The organism is Brachybacterium sp. J153, from assembly GCF_036311905.1.
Classification (GTDB): domain Bacteria; phylum Actinomycetota; class Actinomycetes; order Actinomycetales; family Dermabacteraceae; genus Brachybacterium.
This window is the reverse complement of sequence record NZ_JAZDCH010000006.1, coordinates 97,211-112,124: the sequence shown is the minus strand read 5'-3', so window position 1 is coordinate 112,124 and position 14,914 is coordinate 97,211. Positions and strand designations below refer to the sequence as shown.

Genomic DNA, 14,914 nt, shown 5'->3' with positions numbered 1-14,914 from the left:
GCAAAGGAGAGGTCGCATGACCGTCGTCGTGGGGTACTCGCCCTCGAGCCAGGGGCGCGCCGCGCTCGCTGCCGCGGTGCGCCGTGCGCGTCGCACCGGGGAGGGCCTCGTCGTCGCCTCCCACCAGTACCACGATCCCGAGCTGGGCCTGCGGGCAGCAGGGGAGCCCGCGGTGCGCGAGGCGCTCGGCGAGGACGCCGCGGACCTCGAGGTGAGCGTGCGGCTCGGACCCGAACAGGACATCGGCGAGTTCCTGCTCGAGATCGTCGAGGAGACCTCCGCGAGCCTGCTGGTGATCGGACTGCGCCGAAAGTCGCCCATCGGGAAGCTGAACCTCGGAGCCTCCGCGCGCCGCGTCGTGCTCTCGGCCCCTTGCCCGGTGCTCACCGTGAAGGACGACGCCGCGCGCGAGGCCGTGGCCGGTTCCGCCTGAGCGGCATTCCGTCGGAGGAATACGGGGCCGGATCTCTGCCGGGCTCGCAGGACGCACAGCCCGGCGATCCGCGCCGCCGACCCGTCGATCGCTCGCAGGTCGATCGCCCGCGTTCAGGCACCGGGAATATCCGCGTCCGCGAGGTGGTTATACTCGTGAGGCTTGACGGCACCGTGCCTTTTTGCGCCATCACACCGGTTTCGGACCGGCGAGGCGGGGGAGCGGGGACCGCGAGCCGCGCCGTGAAGACCGAACGCCCGAGTGCGGTGCTCCCCTCCCAGAGGGGGCGCTGCCGGAAGAAGGAACTCTGTGACCTCCTCCAAGACCGCTGAGACCACGACCGACACGACCGCTGCGGCGGTGGAGTCCGAGGTGGAGGCGAGCTCGTCGAGCGGGACGACCGCGAAGGGCGCCTCCAGCTCGCGCAAGGCCGCCCCCAAGAAGACCACCGCGAGGAAGAGCTCGACCAAGACGCCGAGCAAGACCGCGTCGAGCAAGGCCGCCAAGGCGACCGCGAGCGACGAGGACGCCTCCGAGGATCTCGAGGAGGACGCCGAGCCGACCGGTGAGGCCAAGGAGGCCGACGACAAGGTCGAGGAGTCCGGCGGCTTCGTCTTCAACGCCTCGGAGGACGACGCACCGGCGCAGCAGGTCGTCACCGCCGGCGCCACCGCTGATCCTGTCAAGGACTACCTCAAGCAGATCGGCAAGGTCGCGCTGCTCAACGCCGCCCAGGAGGTCGAGCTCGCCGAGCGCATCGAGGCCGGCCTCTTCGCGGAGCAGCTGCTCAAGCGCGACGAGTCGATCGTGAAAACCAAGCAGGGGCGCGAGCTGGCGATCATCGCCGAGGACGGCCGCGCCGCGAAGGATCACCTGCTCGAGGCGAACCTCCGCCTGGTCGTCTCCCTCGCCAAGCGCTACACCGGCCGCGGCATGCTCTTCCTGGACCTGATCCAGGAGGGCAACCTGGGCCTGATCCGCGCCGTGGAGAAGTTCGACTACTCCAAGGGCTACAAGTTCTCGACCTACGCGACCTGGTGGATCCGTCAGGCGATCACCCGCGCGATGGCCGATCAGGCCCGCACCATCCGCATCCCGGTGCACATGGTCGAGGTCATCAACAAGCTCGCCCGCGTCCAGCGGCAGATGCTGCAGGACCTCGGGCGCGAGCCCACCCCGGAGGAGCTCGCCAAGGAGCTCGACATGACCCCCGAGAAGGTCGTCGAGGTCCAGAAGTACGGCCGCGAGCCGATCTCCCTGCACACCCCGCTGGGCGAGGACGGCGACAGCGAGTTCGGCGACCTCATCGAGGACTCCGAGGCCGTCGTCCCGGCCGACGCCGTGAGCTTCACCCTCCTGCAGGAGCAGCTCCACTCGGTGCTGGACACCCTCTCCGAGCGCGAGGCGGGCGTCGTCTCCATGCGTTTCGGTCTCGAGGACGGCCAGCCCAAGACCCTCGACGAGATCGGCAAGGTCTACGGCGTGACCCGCGAGCGGATCCGCCAGATCGAGTCCAAGACCATGAGCAAGCTGCGTCACCCCTCGCGCTCGCAGGTCCTGCGCGACTACCTCGACTGAGTGAGGACCGCGCACGAGCACCTCGACGGCGCCGGCACCCCGGGAACGGGGGCCGGCGCCGTCGGCGTGGAGATCCATCGCGTCGGCCCCGAGGACTGGGCCGCCCACCGTGCGTTGCGTCTCGAGATGCTCCGCACCGATCCGGACGCCTTCTGGGCGAGCCTCGCGGAGCTCGAGGGCTGGACGGAGGAGCAGTGGCGGGCGGACGCCGCCGGTCCCCGCCTCCACCTGCAGGCGCGGTCCGGGGAGGTCGTGCTCGGCGGGATCGGGGTGCTGCCCGAGGGGTACACGCCCGAGCACTTGCTCCCCGAGGATGCCGCGCACCTGGTCTCGATGTGGGTGCATCCCGCAGCCCGCGGCCGCGGGGTCTCCGCGCTCCTGCTGCGGGGCGCGGCGCAGGTCGCGCTCGAGCTGGGCCGGCCGCGTCTGCTACTCGACGTCGACGCCCGCAACCTCACCGCCCGACGCAGCTACGAGCGCAGCGGCTTCCGCGCCACCGGCGCCACGGATCCGCGCGACGGGACCGACAGCCACTGGGTCGAGTACGCCGCCGACGCGGCGGAGCTGCTCGGACGCTGAGCCGACGGGTCCGCACCCTCTGCGGAGTCGGCGGACCCGCCCCTGAACGCACGACGGGGCGCCCACCAGAGGGTGGGCGCCCCGTGCGTCGTCCGCGCGGCGGACGCTCGGAAGGACGGGTGAGGTCAGTCCTCGACGGGCTCCGGCTTGGCGTGCAGTCGCTCGGTCTCGTCGATGACCTCGGCGGCGATGCCCTGCAGAGCATCCTGGTGGGCGCGGGCATGGTGGGCGCAGAACATCAGCTCACCGCCGGCCTCCAGGAGCACCTTGACGTACGCCTGGGCGCCGCAGCGGTCGCAGCGGTCGTGGGCAGTCAGCCGGGGGGCTTCGAGAGTCAGGTTCATGGAGTCTTTTGTAGCACCCGGAGGCCCCGCTCGGCTGGGACGGGGATCACGGTTCGCTCGCGGCGCAACACCGGCACATCGGGGCGGGCATCGGCCGGGCGCCGGCCCGGCTCAAGACGGCCGTCGGACGGCTCGTGGCGCTGTGAGCGGCCACGCAGCCCCGGCCTCCCGGGTTCTGAGCGTCCTGCCACGTAGGATCCCAGGGTGTCCACCACCAGCACCGCGAAGAGCACCGCCTACGACGCCCGCAACCTCCAGGTCCTCGAGGGCCTCGAGGCCGTGCGCAAGCGCCCGGGCATGTACATCGGCTCCACCGACTCCCGGGGCCTCATGCACTGCCTCTGGGAGATCCTCGACAACGCCGTGGACGAGGCGCTCGGCGGCAACGGGGACTCGATCGCCGTGATCCTCCACCCCGACGCGTCCGTCGAGGTGCGGGACACCGGCCGCGGCGTCCCCGTCGACGTCGAGCCCCGCACCGGGCTGACCGGCGTCGAGGTGGTCTACACCAAGCTGCACGCGGGCGGGAAGTTCGGCGGCGGCTCCTACGCCGCCTCCGGCGGCCTCCACGGTGTCGGCGCGAGCGTCGTCAACGCCCTCTCCGCACGTCTCGACGTCGAGGTGGACCGCGCCGGGAAGACCTACGCCATGAGCTTCCAGCGCGGCCAGGCCGGTGTCTTCGCCGACGACGGCGACCCGAGCCCCACCGCGCCGTTCACCCCGGCCGACGGCCCGGCCGAGCTGCGCGTGATCGGGAAGGCCAAGCGCGGCGTCACCGGCACCCGCGTGCGCTACTGGGCCGACCCGCAGATCTTCGTCAAGGGCTCCCACTTCTCCCTCGACGACCTCACGCGCCGAGCTCGTCAGACGGCCTTCCTGGTCCCGGGGCTCGCGATCGCGGTCACCGACCACCGCCCCGAGGCCTCGCCCGACCAGCCCGCGACCCGCACCTACCGCTACGAGGGCGGTATCGGCGAGTTCGTCGAGTACCTCGCCCAGGACCAGCGGATCACCGACGTGCTCCGCCTGCAGGGCAGCGGCGACTACACCGAGACCATCCCGGTGCTCGACAGCAAGGGCCACATGGTCTCGACCGAGGTGCAGCGGACCTGCGAGGTCGACGTGGCGCTGCGGTGGGGCTCCGACTACGAGTCCACGACCCGTTCCTTCGTCAACATCGTCGCGACTCCCAAGGGCGGGACGCACCTGACCGGCTTCGAGCAGGCGCTCGTCAAGGTGATGCGCAAGCAGGTCGAGAACCAGGCGCGGCGGGTCAAGTTCAACGCGAAGAACGAGAAGATCGAGAAGGACGACACCCTCGCCGGCCTCACCGCCGTGGTGAGCGTCCGCATCGAGGAGCCCCAGTTCGAGGGGCAGACCAAGGAAGTGCTCGGCACCCCGGCGATCCGCCAGATCGTGGCCAAGGTGGTCGAGGACCGCCTCACTGACTTCCTCACCTCCACGAAGAAGGGGGAGAAGGAGCAGGCTGCGCTGGTCATCGACAAGGTGGTCTCCGAGATGCGGGCCCGCATCTCGGCCCGCATGCACAAGGAGGTCTCGCGCCGCAAGAACGCGCTCGAGTCCTCGACCATGCCCACCAAGCTCGCCGACTGCCGCTCGACCGACGTGGAGCGTTCGGAGCTGTTCATCGTCGAGGGCGACAGCGCCCTCGGCACGGCGAAGAACGCCCGCGACTCCGAGTTCCAGGCGCTGCTGCCGATCCGCGGCAAGATCCTCAACGTGCAGAAGGCCACGATCACCGACATGCTGAAGAACGCCGAGTGCGCGGCGATCATCCAGGTGATCGGTGCGGGCTCCGGGCGCACCTTCGACCTGGACGCTGCTCGCTACGGCAAGATCATCATGATGACGGACGCGGACGTCGACGGCGCCCACATCCGCACCCTGCTGCTCACCCTCTTCCACCGCTACATGCGGCCGCTGGTCGAGGCGGGGCGGGTGTACGCCGCGGTGCCGCCGCTGCACCGGGTGGAGATCGTCCACGGCGGGTCGAAGAAGAACGAGCTGGTCTACACCTACTCCGAGGCGGAGCTGCAGAAGCTGCTGACCTCCCTCGAGCGGCGCGGCAAGCGGTACAAGGAGCCGATCCAGCGCTACAAGGGTCTCGGCGAGATGGACGCCGATCAGCTCGCGGACACCACCATGGATCCCCGTCAGCGGACCCTCCGCCGCGTGCGGATCGAGGACGCGGAGGCGGCCAGCGCCATGTTCGAGCTGTTGATGGGCTCCGAGGTCGCTCCGCGCAAGCAGTTCATCATCGAGGGCGCCGAGGAGCTGGACATGGAGAGGATCGACGCATGAGCGTGTCCGTGAGGGTCATCCCCTGCCTGGACGTCGACGCGGGCCGCGTCGTCAAGGGCGTGAACTTCCAGGGCCTGCGCGATGCCGGTGATCCCGTCGAGCTCGCCGCCCGCTACGGCTCCGAGGGCGCCGACGAGCTCACCTTCCTGGACGTCACCGCCTCCTCCGGCGGCCGCGACACGATGATCGACGTGGTCCGCCGCACCGCCGAGCAGGTGTTCATCCCCCTGACCGTCGGCGGCGGGGTGCGCTCGGCAGAGGACGTCGACCAGCTCCTGCGCGCCGGGGCCGACAAGTGCGGGGTCAACACCGCGGCGATCGGCCGCCCCGAGGTCGTCTCGGAGATCTCCCGGCGCTTCGGCAATCAGGTGCTGGTGCTCTCGATCGACGCCCGCCGGGTCACCGACGAGACCCCGGAGGGCTCGGCCCGCACCGGCTCCGGCTTCGAGGTCACGACCCATGGTGGACGGCGCGGCACCGGGATCGACGCGATCGCGTGGATCCGGGAGGTCACCGAGCGTGGAGCAGGCGAGATCCTGCTCAACTCCATGGATGCCGACGGCACGAAGAACGGCTTCGACCTCGAGCTGATCCGTCTCGCCCGCGAGGCGACCTCGCTGCCGCTGATCGCCTCGGGCGGCGCGGGAGCCCCGGAGCACTTCGCGCCGGCCGTGCGGGCGGGAGCCGATGCAGTGCTCGCCGCGAGCGTCTTCCACTTCCAGGAGTTCACCATCGCCGAGGCGAAAGCGGCGATGGCGGCCGAGGGCATCACCGTCCGCTGACCCGCAGAACGACGGCCCGCCCGGTCCCCGCGAGGGGAGGGCGGGCCGTCGTCCTGCGGTGGCCCCCGGCGAGCGAGCCGGGCGAGCCGAGCGAGCACTGCGACCCGGGCGGGATCGCACGGTCGCGCGGATCATCGATGCAGCAGCCCGGTGACGAGCAGGGTGCGCTGCATGATCGCCTCCTGCTCCGCCCGGGCCTGCCGAGCGGCCTGCTCGCGGCGCGCGCGGCGGATCGCCAGCAGCCGGGTGAGGAGAGCGCGCGCCCTCTCCACCTCGATCACGTCCGTCTCGGAGGCGAACGCGGGGGCCGACGTGGCGGGACGCGGTGCGGGGCGGGGAGTGGGGAGGGGACGGACGGTGGTGGTGGGTGAACGGGTGGTCGTGGTGGTCATGACATCTCCTCGGGATGATGCATCGAGTCTTCGGGGGAGGGAGGACGGGATCCGTCCTCGAACCGGGCCCATGCCCCGAGCAATTCGGGGACGGGCGGAAGCCCACTGGGGCCTCAGGCGGAGTCCGCTCGCCGGGCAGGCGGGCGCGACGGAGCGCTCGACGAGGTCGAGAGAATCAGGGGTGGTCGGGGCCGGGGACCGCGCCGACCGGCGGCGGGGCGGGTGCGCCTCAGCCGGCGGTGATGCGGCCCGCCGGACCCCCGACGAGCACCGTCGGGGTCGGGTTCGGGGTCTGCAGCATCTCCATGACCCCAGTCGACCACGGGGACGTTCAGCGACGCCAGCGATTAATCGGGCGCCGACGCCCGCGGACAGCGAAAGCGCCCGGCCGCTCCGTGAGGCGCGGCCGGGCCCGGGACCGAGCAGATGGGGTCAGTGCTCGATGCGGTAGGTCACGCCGAGGGTGTGGGTCTCTCCCGCGGCGAGGGCGACGAAGCCGTCCTTGGCGGCGGCCGGCTCGACGCACACGAACTCGGGCCAGGCCACGTCGGGCACGTCCGGGAGACCGGTGACGAGGGTGTCGAAGGGGTTCCACACCACGGTGCGGGAGGTGCCGCGGGCCGCAGAGACGATCCGTCGGCCGCGCCGGGGATCGTCCACGACGACCTCCGCGGTGGAGTCGACGACCCGATCGGACGCCTCGGTCAGGCGCAGCGGCACCTCCGGGAGCACGGCCGGGGCGAGGCCGCGGGTGTTGTCGAGATAGTCGGCGCCCTCGAGTCCCCCGATCGTGATCTGGCGGACGTCGCCGACGGCGAGATAGGTGTGGAGCGCGGCCTCGAGCTCGAGCCCCTGCTCGCCCGCGGTGATCGCGAGGTCGAGGGACAGCTCGGCCCCGATCCGGACGGTGAGGGAGGCCGTCAGATCCGGTCGATCTGCGGGGGAGTCGAGCACGAGCACGGTCTCCTCGCCCTCGCGGGTCGCGGAGCGCAGCTCCCAGCGGACGTTCCGCAGCCAGCCGTGCTTGACCTCCTGGTCGCCGTCTCGGCCGGGCCCGAACCAGGGGCCGACGAGCGGTACGCCACCGCGGACCGCGACGCCGGGACCGAAGCCCGAGGTGGGGCTGAGCCACAGGAGATCCTCTTCGCCCGCCAGCACGGCGCTGACCAGGTGCGCGCCGTCGAGCAGCAGGACCGCGGTCGCTGCGGGAGTATCCACCAGCACGGCATCGACGCCGTGGGCGGTGCCGAGGCGCACGCCGTCGGGGAGGGAGAGGGACGAGGGAGCAGGGTGCTCGGTGCTCTTCATGGCGTCATCGTGCCACGGGGACCGGTGACCGCCGGAGGACGGTCAGGGAGTTGTCGGCGCGGCGTCGGCTCGGGCGGGCTCGGCGGGCACCTCCGCGGTCTCCGTCCCCTCGGCGGCCGCGGAGACGGTCCGGATGAACAGCAGCAGCCACACATACATGGTCACCGCCGCGCCCATCTCGAAGGCGGTCATGTTCAGGTAGCCGACCACCACGAACAGGACGATCAGCATGATCAGGATCGCGAAAGCGATCGCAGTGAACACCAGCAGCACTCCCGGGAGCCGTCGCAGCAGGAGCGGGAAGACGATCAGGGCGAGCCCGAACACCACCACGAGCAGTTGGGCGACGACATCGTGCCAGGGCACGGAGACCGCCCGGGAGATCAGGGCGACCAGCGCGAGCAGCAGCCCGAGCACGACGAGGGTCCCGCGCACCACGTGGACGCTCCAGGGCGCGGCCCCGCTCGCGGCCGCCCACCGCTCCAGGTCGTGGGCGACGAAGTCACCCACCGCCACGAAGGCGAGCCCGGTGAGCAGGAGGGTCAGGTTGAAGGTGCGCCCCGCAGAGCCCGGATCCTCGCCGAGCCGGGAGAAGTAGCGCTCCCACCAGTAGGGGTCGGGGGAGAGCATCGCGGAGGCGAGCACACCCACGGTCAGGAACACCATCAGCAGCGTCGCGAGGGACCTGCCGTCGAGCGCGGAGGCGCTCGCGGAGACGATGTACGCCCACAGGCCCGTGGTGGCCGCGACCCAGAAGGTGCTCGCGAAGCGGTCCAGGGCGACGCCCAGGAAGGCCTGCTGCAGCAAGCCGTACATCGCGCTCGTGAGCAGGAGGGCGAGGGCGGCGAACACCAGCGCCGGACCGACGATCGTGAGCGCCCGCCGCAGCAGCGGCACCGTCCGTACCCAGGGGTGGCGACGGGGGAGGAGAACCGCCATGCCCACGGCCGCGAACGTTCCCGCGGTGAGGGCCGAGGAGGCCGCGGCGACCTGTCCGATCGAGCGGTCCCCGGAGAGGGGAGCGGTGCCGTCCAGGGCGAGCAGTCCCACGGCCACTCCGACGACGGCCCCGCCGAGCCCGAGAGCGAGGGCCGAGGACTCGGTGCGGCTCGCCGCCGTCGGACGGGGGAGTCCCGGACTCGAGCGCTGGGCGGGCTGGGAGCCGACGGGGCGCCCGGAGGTCACGGCCCGGGCCCCGGTCAGCCGACCGCGGCGATCGGGACCGGCACCGGGGTGCCGGATCCGTCGCGTCGTCCGGTCGGCTCCGGCAGATCGATGGGCTGGCCCGCCTCGGAGGAGGCTCGCGCCGGATGCGGCACGACCCACGCGCCGATCAGCTCGTCCTCGCCGCGCAGGAAGCGGTGGCAGCGCATCCCCGCGGTGGCCCGGCCCTTGGCCGGGAAGTCGGTGAGCGGGGAGACCTTGAGAGAGCCGGTCTGCAGCAGCGGCAGCGTCGCGGAGCTGCCGGCCACGGTGACCACGTCGGCGGGAGCGGTGACGTCGATCGCCCCGAAGCTGATCACCCGCGCGCCGTCAGCGAGCTTGATTCCGGCCACGCCGCCCGCGGCCCGGCCCTGGGGTCGGATCCCGGAGGCGGGGAAGTGGAGGAGCTGGGCGTCGGAGGTGACGAACACGAGATCCAGGTCCGCGTCGACCTCGAGATCGACCACTCCCACCACGGCGTCCCCGTCCTTCAGGGAGATGATCTCGAAGCCGTCGGTGCGGGGGAAGTCGAGCTGGACCCGCTTCACCACGCCCTGGCGGGTGCCGAGCGCGATCGCCCCGCCGCGGGAGAGATCGTCCTCCGCGACGCGGACCAGCGCGAGGGCCCGCTCGTCCCGCTCGAGGTCCACGAGATCCGCGAGCCGGGTGCCGCCGGCGAGGGACGGCGCCCCCGCCGTCGGGGCGAGCGTCGGCAGATCCACGACGGACAGGCGCAGCAGACGGCCGCGATCGGTGACCACGCCCACCGCCGAGCGGGTCGAGGTGAGCACGTCCGAGACGATCACGTCATGCGCCCCCCGCTGCCCGTCGCGGCGCAGCGGCTCCTCCCCGGCGGCCCGGGCGACCAGGCCCGTGCCGGTGAACAGCACGCGGCACGGCTCGTCGGCGACCTCGAGCGACGCCCCCGCGGTGGGAGCCGGGGCGGCGGAGGACTCCAACAGCACCGTGCGCCGGGCATCGCCGTGCTCCGCGGCGACGGCGGCCAGCTCGTCGGAGACCAGCCGGCGCAGCACCTCGTCGGAGCCCAGGATCTCCTCGAGCGCCTCGATCTCCCGGCGCAGCTCGTCGCGCTCCGCCTCGAGATCGATCTGCGAGAACTTGGTCAGGCGCCGCAGGCGTAGCTCGAGGATGTACTCGGCCTGCACCTCGGTGAGGTCGAAGACCTGCATCAGACGACCGCGCGCGATCTCCGCGTCGTCGCTGGTGCGGACGATCTGGATCACCTCGTCGATGTCCAGGATCGCGAGCAGCAGGCCCTCGACCAGGTGCAGCCGTGCCTTCCGCTTCGCCAGCCGATGCTCGGTGCGGCGGCGCACCACGGTGATCCGGTGGTCGACGAAGACCTCGAGCATCTGCTTGAGGCCCAGGGTGCGCGGCTGCCCGTCCACGAGCGCCACGTTGTTGATCCCGAAGGACTCCTCGAGCGGCGTGTACCGGTACAGCTGCTCGAGCACCGCCTCGGGCTCGAAGCCGGACTTCACGGTGAGCACGAGCCGGAGGCCGTGATGACGGTCCGTGAGGTCCTGGTAGTCGGTGATGCCCTGGACCCGCTTCGCCTGGACCGCGTCGCGCAGCTTCTCGGCGACCTTCTCGGGACCGACCTGGTAGGGCAGCTCGGTGACGACGATGCCCTTGCGCCGCGAGGTGATGTTCTCGATGCGGGTGGTGGCGCGCATCTTGAAGGAGCCGCGTCCCGTGCGGTACGCGTCCCGGATCCCGCCCAGCCCGATGATCCGCCCGCCGGTGGGGAGATCCGGACCGGGGACGAAGCGCATCAGCTCCTCGAGCGTCGCCTCCGGGTGATCGATCAGGTGCCGCGCCGCCGAGATCGCCTCCACGAGGTTGTGCGGGGCCATGTTCGTGGCCATGCCGACGGCGATCCCCGAGGCGCCGTTGACCAGCAAGTTCGGGTACTGGGCGGGGAGCACCTCGGGCTGGGTGAGCTGATTGTCGTAGTTCGGGACGCGGTCCACGACGTCCTCGTCCAGCGACTCGGTCATCAGCAGCGCCGCCCGGGCCAGACGCGCCTCGGTGTAGCGCGGCGCCGCCGGACCGTTGTCGAGCGAGCCGAAGTTGCCGTGCCCGTCCACGAGCGGCAGGCGCATGTTGAAGCTCTGCGCCATCCGCACCAGGGCGTCGTAGATGGCGGTGTCGCCGTGAGGATGGAGCTTGCCCATCACCTCGCCGACGACGCGCTGGCTCTTGACGTGGCCGCGGTCGGGGCGCAGGCCCATCTCGCTCATCATGTAGAGGATGCGGCGCTGCACGGGCTTGAGGCCGTCGCGCGCGTCCGGCAGGGCCCGCGAGTAGATCACCGAGTAGGCGTACTCGAGGAACGAGGACTCCATCTCGCTGGTGACGTCGATGTCGACGATGGTCTCGTCGACCGCATCTCCCGCGCCGGGGGGCTGGGTGCTTCGTGATCGGGCCATGGGGGACATCATCGCGCATGACCGGCACCGATCCCGGCAGACGGGGCCGTCCGCGGGACGTGAGAACCGTCCCGCGCACGGCCTGCGACGATAGGATCCGGACATGGTCGAGCGACGTGAGGACCGGCGCCCCGGACGCCGCCGCCCGGGGACCGCGAGCCCGGGAGGTCCTGCCGAGGGCCGCCGTCCGCGGCTCGCCTATCCCGCCCACTGGGAGGCGGACATCGCCCTGCGCGACGGCACCGCGGCGCACCTGCGCCCCATCCGGCCCTCCGACGCCGACGCCCTCCAGGCCTTTCACGTCGCCCAGTCCGAGCAGTCCCGTTACCTGCGGTTCTTCGCGCCGATGCCGCGGCTGTCCCCTCGTGACCTGGCGCGCTTCACCGTCGTCGACCATCGCGACCGGGTGGCCTTCGTCGTCGAGGTGGGCGAGGAGATCATCGCCGTCGCCCGGTACGACCGCACCGGACCGGGGGAGGCCGAGGTCGCCTTCAACGTGGCCGACTCGCGACAGGGGACCGGGCTAGGCTCGGTGCTGCTCGAGCATCTCGCGGCCGCCGCCCGCGAACGGGGGATCGGGGTCTTCGTCGCCGAGGTGCTCCCGCAGAACGCACGGATGATCGGGGTGTTCACCGATGCCGGCTTCGACGTCGAGCGCACCCTCGACGACGGGGTCGTGCAGGTCACCTTCCGCATCGATCCCACGGCGCGCTCCCTGCAGGTCATGGCCGAGCGCGAGCATCGTGCCGAGGCACGGGCCATGGAGCTCCTGCTGCATCCCCGCTCGGTGCTCCTCGTCGGCGTCTCCTCCCGGGACGACTCCGTCGGCGGGCGCTTCCTGACCGCGCTCGAGCGGTCCGGCTACACCGGGGCCGTGCACGTCGTCTCCCGTGAGTCGTTCGAGCTGCGCGGGCATCGCACCCGCGCCCGGATCGGCGACGTCCCGGGACCGGTGGACCTGGCCGTGATCGCCCTGCGCCCCGAGGCCTGTCTCGGGGCGATCGAGGAGTGCGTGGAGATCGGCGTCCGATCCGTCGTGATCCCCACCGAGGGCTTCTCCGACAGCGACGGCGGACGGGCCCTGCAGCGGGAGCTCGTCGCCCGCGCCCGACGCCACGGCATGCGCCTGCTCGGCCCCGGATCGCTCGGTTTCCTGCGCACGGGCGAGGACGCCATCAGCCTCTCCCTCGCCCCCGCCATGCCGCGTCCCGGCCGCGTCGCGCTCGCCGGGCAGTCAAGCGCCCTCTCCGCCCTGCTGCTCGCGGGGGCCGACACGCGCGGCATCGGACTGCACGAGTTCGTCGGCGCCGGCAATCGGGCGGACGTCTCCCTCAACGACACCCTGCAGTACTGGGAGGACGCCGAGGAGGTGGGGGTGATCGCCCTGGCGCTCGAGTCGATGGGCAACCCCCGCAAGTTCACCCGTCTCGCCCGTCGCATCACGCGGCGCACGCCCGTGATCGTGCTGCGCCCACCGGGCCTCGCGACGAGCGGACCGCCCGGGCACGACGTCCGGCTCTCCGAGCTCCCGCGCCGCGCCCTCGACCAGGTGCTCGACTCCGCCGGGGTGGTGCAGGCCCAGGGGGTGGACCACCTGCTCGACGTCGTCGACGCGCTCGGACGCCAGGGCCTCCCGCCGGGGCCGCGCACCGGACTGCTCTCCAACACCGCTGCGCTCGGCGCGGCCCTGCGCGGAGCGGCCGACGAGGCCGGGCTCGACGTGGTCGCCGACAACCGCTCGGTCCCGCTCGCCCCGGACCCCCGCCTCGTGCAGCGCGCCTTCACCTCGATGGCGGCGCTCGGCGAGGTGGACCTGGTGATCGCCGGGGTGCTCGACCCGCTCACCTCCGATCCGACGGAGCTGATCCGGCAGATGGCGCAGATCGCCCGGCACTCCGAGGTGGTCCTGCTCGTCTGCCTGATCACCAGCGCCGAGCGCTTCGCCGCCGTGCAGGCCGCGGTGCGCGCCGATTCGGAACTCCCGCCCGTCCACGCGACGCCCTTCGGCGTGGTGCGCGCCGGAGCCGGCATGCTCGCCGCCGCGCTGCGGCCCGCGGCAGACGACGACGAGCCCGCGCGACGGGAGGACGTCGACCGCGCGGCGGCCCGCGCCCTCGTCGACCGGCTGCTGCCCGAGGGTGCGACGGCCGAGGTCGACCTCACCGCCGAGGACCTCGCCGAGCTGCTGGCGGCGTACGGCGTGCCGCTGCTCGAGGCCGTCCCGGTGCGGGACGACGAGGAGGCGGTCGAGGTCGCGGCGCGGATCGGCTATCCCGTCGCCCTCAAGAGCACCGACCCGGTGCTGCGTCATCGCGCGGACCTCGGCGGGGTGCGGCTCGAGATCCCCGACGAGGTGCAGCTGCGCCACGCTCTCGAGTCCATGCGCCGGGACCTGTCCTTCTCGAGCGCGGCCCTCGCCGTGCAGGCCATGGCCCCGCCCGGGGTGGCGATGGTGGTGCGCAGCATCGAGGACCCCTCGCTCGGGCCCGTCGTCAGCCTCTCCGTCGCGGGCGACGCGACCGATCTGCTCGACGACATCTCCTACGCGATCCCGCCCTTCAGCGAGGCCGCCGCGGCGCGGCTGACGCGCGCCCCGGCCTCGGCGGTGAAGCTCGACGGCACCCGCGGGCTGCCCCCCGCGGACCGCGCGGCGCTCGCCGATCTGCTGGTGCGCATCGGGATGCTCGCGGAGGACCTCCCGGAGCTCTCCCGCCTCGACCTGTACCCGGTCCTCGTCGGGCAGGACGGGGTCGCCGTCGTCGGCGCCGAGGGACGGCTCGCCCCCGCCCCGAACCGCACCGACGGGATCCGGCGCGCGCTCGCCGGCCCGGCCGGGTTCTGAGGGCAGCGCTGCCCGCCTGCTCGCACCCGGTCCGGACCGGTCGTGCCGCCCGTCGAGGAGCCCTGCACCGTGCCGGAGGAGCGTGACAGACTGGGCCGATGACCTCCGTACTGCCCGACGACCTGATCGACCAGCTCGAGAGCGCCGGTTACTTCCCCCACATCGCGGGGCAGAGCATCGAGCGCTCCCTGCGCGGCGCCCCGGTGCTCGCCCATCTGGTGCGTCCCGAGACGACCTTCGACGGTCCTGAGGTCCGGAGGCACCTCACCGTGGTGGTGCTGACCGCCGCCCATCTCCTGGTCACCCATCTCGACGACGACCCCGAGGATCAGCTCAACCCGAGCCAGGTGGTCTCCACCACCGAGCGCATCCGTCTGCGCCGGGTGTCGGCGACCGGTCTCAGCCAGGTCTTCGACACCGACGGTCAGAAGGCGCCGGGCACGGAGGCCGAGATCACCCTCGGCATCTCCTGGAGCGGTTCCCACCGCATGGATCTCGAGCGCGCCGTCTGCGACGACCCGTCGTGCCAGGTCGACCACGGCTACACCGGCACCGTCGCCCCCGCCGACCTCGCCCTGCGCGTGAGCGCCCTCGCGGACGGCCCCCGCGCCGTGCAGGAGGCGCTCCGCTTCCACGGCGCCCTGCTCGACGCGGTCGACGCCCTCGACGACTGACCGC

Annotated in this window: 12 protein-coding genes; 7 read left to right on the top strand and 5 right to left on the bottom strand. The window is 72.3% G+C overall.

What is annotated here, in order from left to right:
* Positions 1-16: 16 nt before the first annotated feature.
* The 3 genes from V1258_RS04130 to V1258_RS04120 all read left to right on the top strand — a co-directional run bounded on the left by V1258_RS04130 (position 17) and on the right by V1258_RS04120 (position 2,590).
* A complete protein-coding gene (locus V1258_RS04130) occupies positions 17-433 on the top strand; it encodes a universal stress protein (RefSeq protein WP_329746856.1) in 417 nt (138 codons plus the stop codon).
* Between the two features lie 261 nt (positions 434-694).
* Positions 695-2,011, top strand: a complete 1,317-nt coding sequence (locus tag V1258_RS04125) for an RNA polymerase sigma factor (RefSeq protein WP_442878568.1) — start codon at positions 695-697, stop codon at positions 2,009-2,011.
* Entirely contained in the window at positions 2,012-2,590 is a 579-nt protein-coding gene (locus V1258_RS04120) for a GNAT family N-acetyltransferase (RefSeq protein WP_329746854.1), read from the top strand.
* A 125-nt stretch (positions 2,591-2,715) separates the two neighbouring features.
* Here the strand turns inward: V1258_RS04120 and V1258_RS04115 are convergent, their stop codons facing one another.
* Positions 2,716-2,934, bottom strand: coding sequence for a DUF7455 domain-containing protein (locus V1258_RS04115; RefSeq protein ID WP_329746853.1), 219 nt, complete (start codon positions 2,932-2,934; stop codon positions 2,716-2,718).
* Between the two features lie 204 nt (positions 2,935-3,138).
* Here V1258_RS04115 and V1258_RS04110 point away from each other — a divergent pair, with 204 nt between their 5' ends.
* Together V1258_RS04110 and hisF are read left to right on the top strand one after the other, a co-directional pair.
* Complete coding sequence (locus V1258_RS04110; RefSeq protein ID WP_329748480.1) at positions 3,139-5,256, top strand: DNA gyrase/topoisomerase IV subunit B; 2,118 nt, start codon at positions 3,139-3,141, stop codon at positions 5,254-5,256.
* On the top strand, positions 5,253-6,038 hold the full coding sequence (gene hisF / locus V1258_RS04105) for an imidazole glycerol phosphate synthase subunit HisF (RefSeq protein ID WP_329746851.1): 786 nt from the start codon (positions 5,253-5,255) through the stop codon (positions 6,036-6,038). Before V1258_RS04110 ends, hisF begins: the two co-directional genes overlap by 4 nt.
* A 131-nt stretch (positions 6,039-6,169) precedes the next feature.
* Here the strand turns inward: hisF and V1258_RS04100 are convergent, their stop codons facing one another.
* The 4 genes from V1258_RS04100 to V1258_RS04085 all read right to left on the bottom strand — a co-directional run bounded on the left by V1258_RS04100 (position 6,170) and on the right by V1258_RS04085 (position 11,394).
* Positions 6,170-6,430, bottom strand: a complete 261-nt coding sequence (locus tag V1258_RS04100; protein ID WP_329748479.1) for a hypothetical protein — start codon at positions 6,428-6,430, stop codon at positions 6,170-6,172.
* A gap of 432 nt (positions 6,431-6,862) precedes the next feature.
* Positions 6,863-7,738 carry a D-hexose-6-phosphate mutarotase gene (locus V1258_RS04095; RefSeq protein ID WP_329748478.1) on the bottom strand — a complete coding sequence of 292 codons (876 nt, stop codon included), beginning with the start codon at positions 7,736-7,738 and terminating at the stop codon, positions 6,863-6,865.
* Positions 7,739-7,780: 42 nt separating this feature from the next.
* Positions 7,781-8,923 carry a DUF998 domain-containing protein gene (locus tag V1258_RS04090; RefSeq protein WP_329748477.1) on the bottom strand — a complete coding sequence of 381 codons (1,143 nt, stop codon included), beginning with the start codon at positions 8,921-8,923 and terminating at the stop codon, positions 7,781-7,783.
* 14 nt (positions 8,924-8,937) lie between these two features.
* Positions 8,938-11,394 (bottom strand): DNA gyrase/topoisomerase IV subunit A, encoded by a 2,457-nt coding sequence (locus V1258_RS04085; RefSeq protein ID WP_329748476.1) that lies wholly within the window; start codon positions 11,392-11,394, stop codon positions 8,938-8,940.
* 103 nt (positions 11,395-11,497) lie between these two features.
* Between V1258_RS04085 and V1258_RS04080 the strand changes: the two genes are divergently transcribed.
* Entirely contained in the window at positions 11,498-14,236 is a 2,739-nt protein-coding gene (locus tag V1258_RS04080; RefSeq protein ID WP_329746846.1) for a GNAT family N-acetyltransferase, read from the top strand.
* Positions 14,237-14,334: 98 nt separating this feature from the next.
* On the top strand, positions 14,335-14,910 hold the full coding sequence (locus tag V1258_RS04075) for a DUF5998 family protein (RefSeq protein ID WP_329748475.1): 576 nt from the start codon (positions 14,335-14,337) through the stop codon (positions 14,908-14,910).
* Positions 14,911-14,914 lie beyond the last annotated feature (4 nt).

What these genes read in the sequence shown, in the direction of transcription:
- V1258_RS04115 (WP_329746853.1), bottom strand. Translation starts at nt 2,934, where the DNA reads ATGAACCTGACTCTCGAAGCCCCCCGGCTGACTGCCCACGACCGCTGC.
- V1258_RS04100 (WP_329748479.1), bottom strand. Translation starts at nt 6,430, where the DNA reads ATGACCACCACGACCACCCGTTCACCCACCACCACCGTCCGTCCCCTC.
- V1258_RS04075 (WP_329748475.1), top strand. Translation starts at nt 14,335, where the DNA reads ATGACCTCCGTACTGCCCGACGACCTGATCGACCAGCTCGAGAGCGCC.
- hisF (WP_329746851.1), top strand. Translation starts at nt 5,253, where the DNA reads ATGAGCGTGTCCGTGAGGGTCATCCCCTGCCTGGACGTCGACGCGGGC.
- V1258_RS04085 (WP_329748476.1), bottom strand. Translation starts at nt 11,394, where the DNA reads ATGGCCCGATCACGAAGCACCCAGCCCCCCGGCGCGGGAGATGCGGTC.
- V1258_RS04080 (WP_329746846.1), top strand. Translation starts at nt 11,498, where the DNA reads ATGGTCGAGCGACGTGAGGACCGGCGCCCCGGACGCCGCCGCCCGGGG.
- V1258_RS04095 (WP_329748478.1), bottom strand. Translation starts at nt 7,738, where the DNA reads ATGAAGAGCACCGAGCACCCTGCTCCCTCGTCCCTCTCCCTCCCCGAC.
- V1258_RS04130 (WP_329746856.1), top strand. Translation starts at nt 17, where the DNA reads ATGACCGTCGTCGTGGGGTACTCGCCCTCGAGCCAGGGGCGCGCCGCG.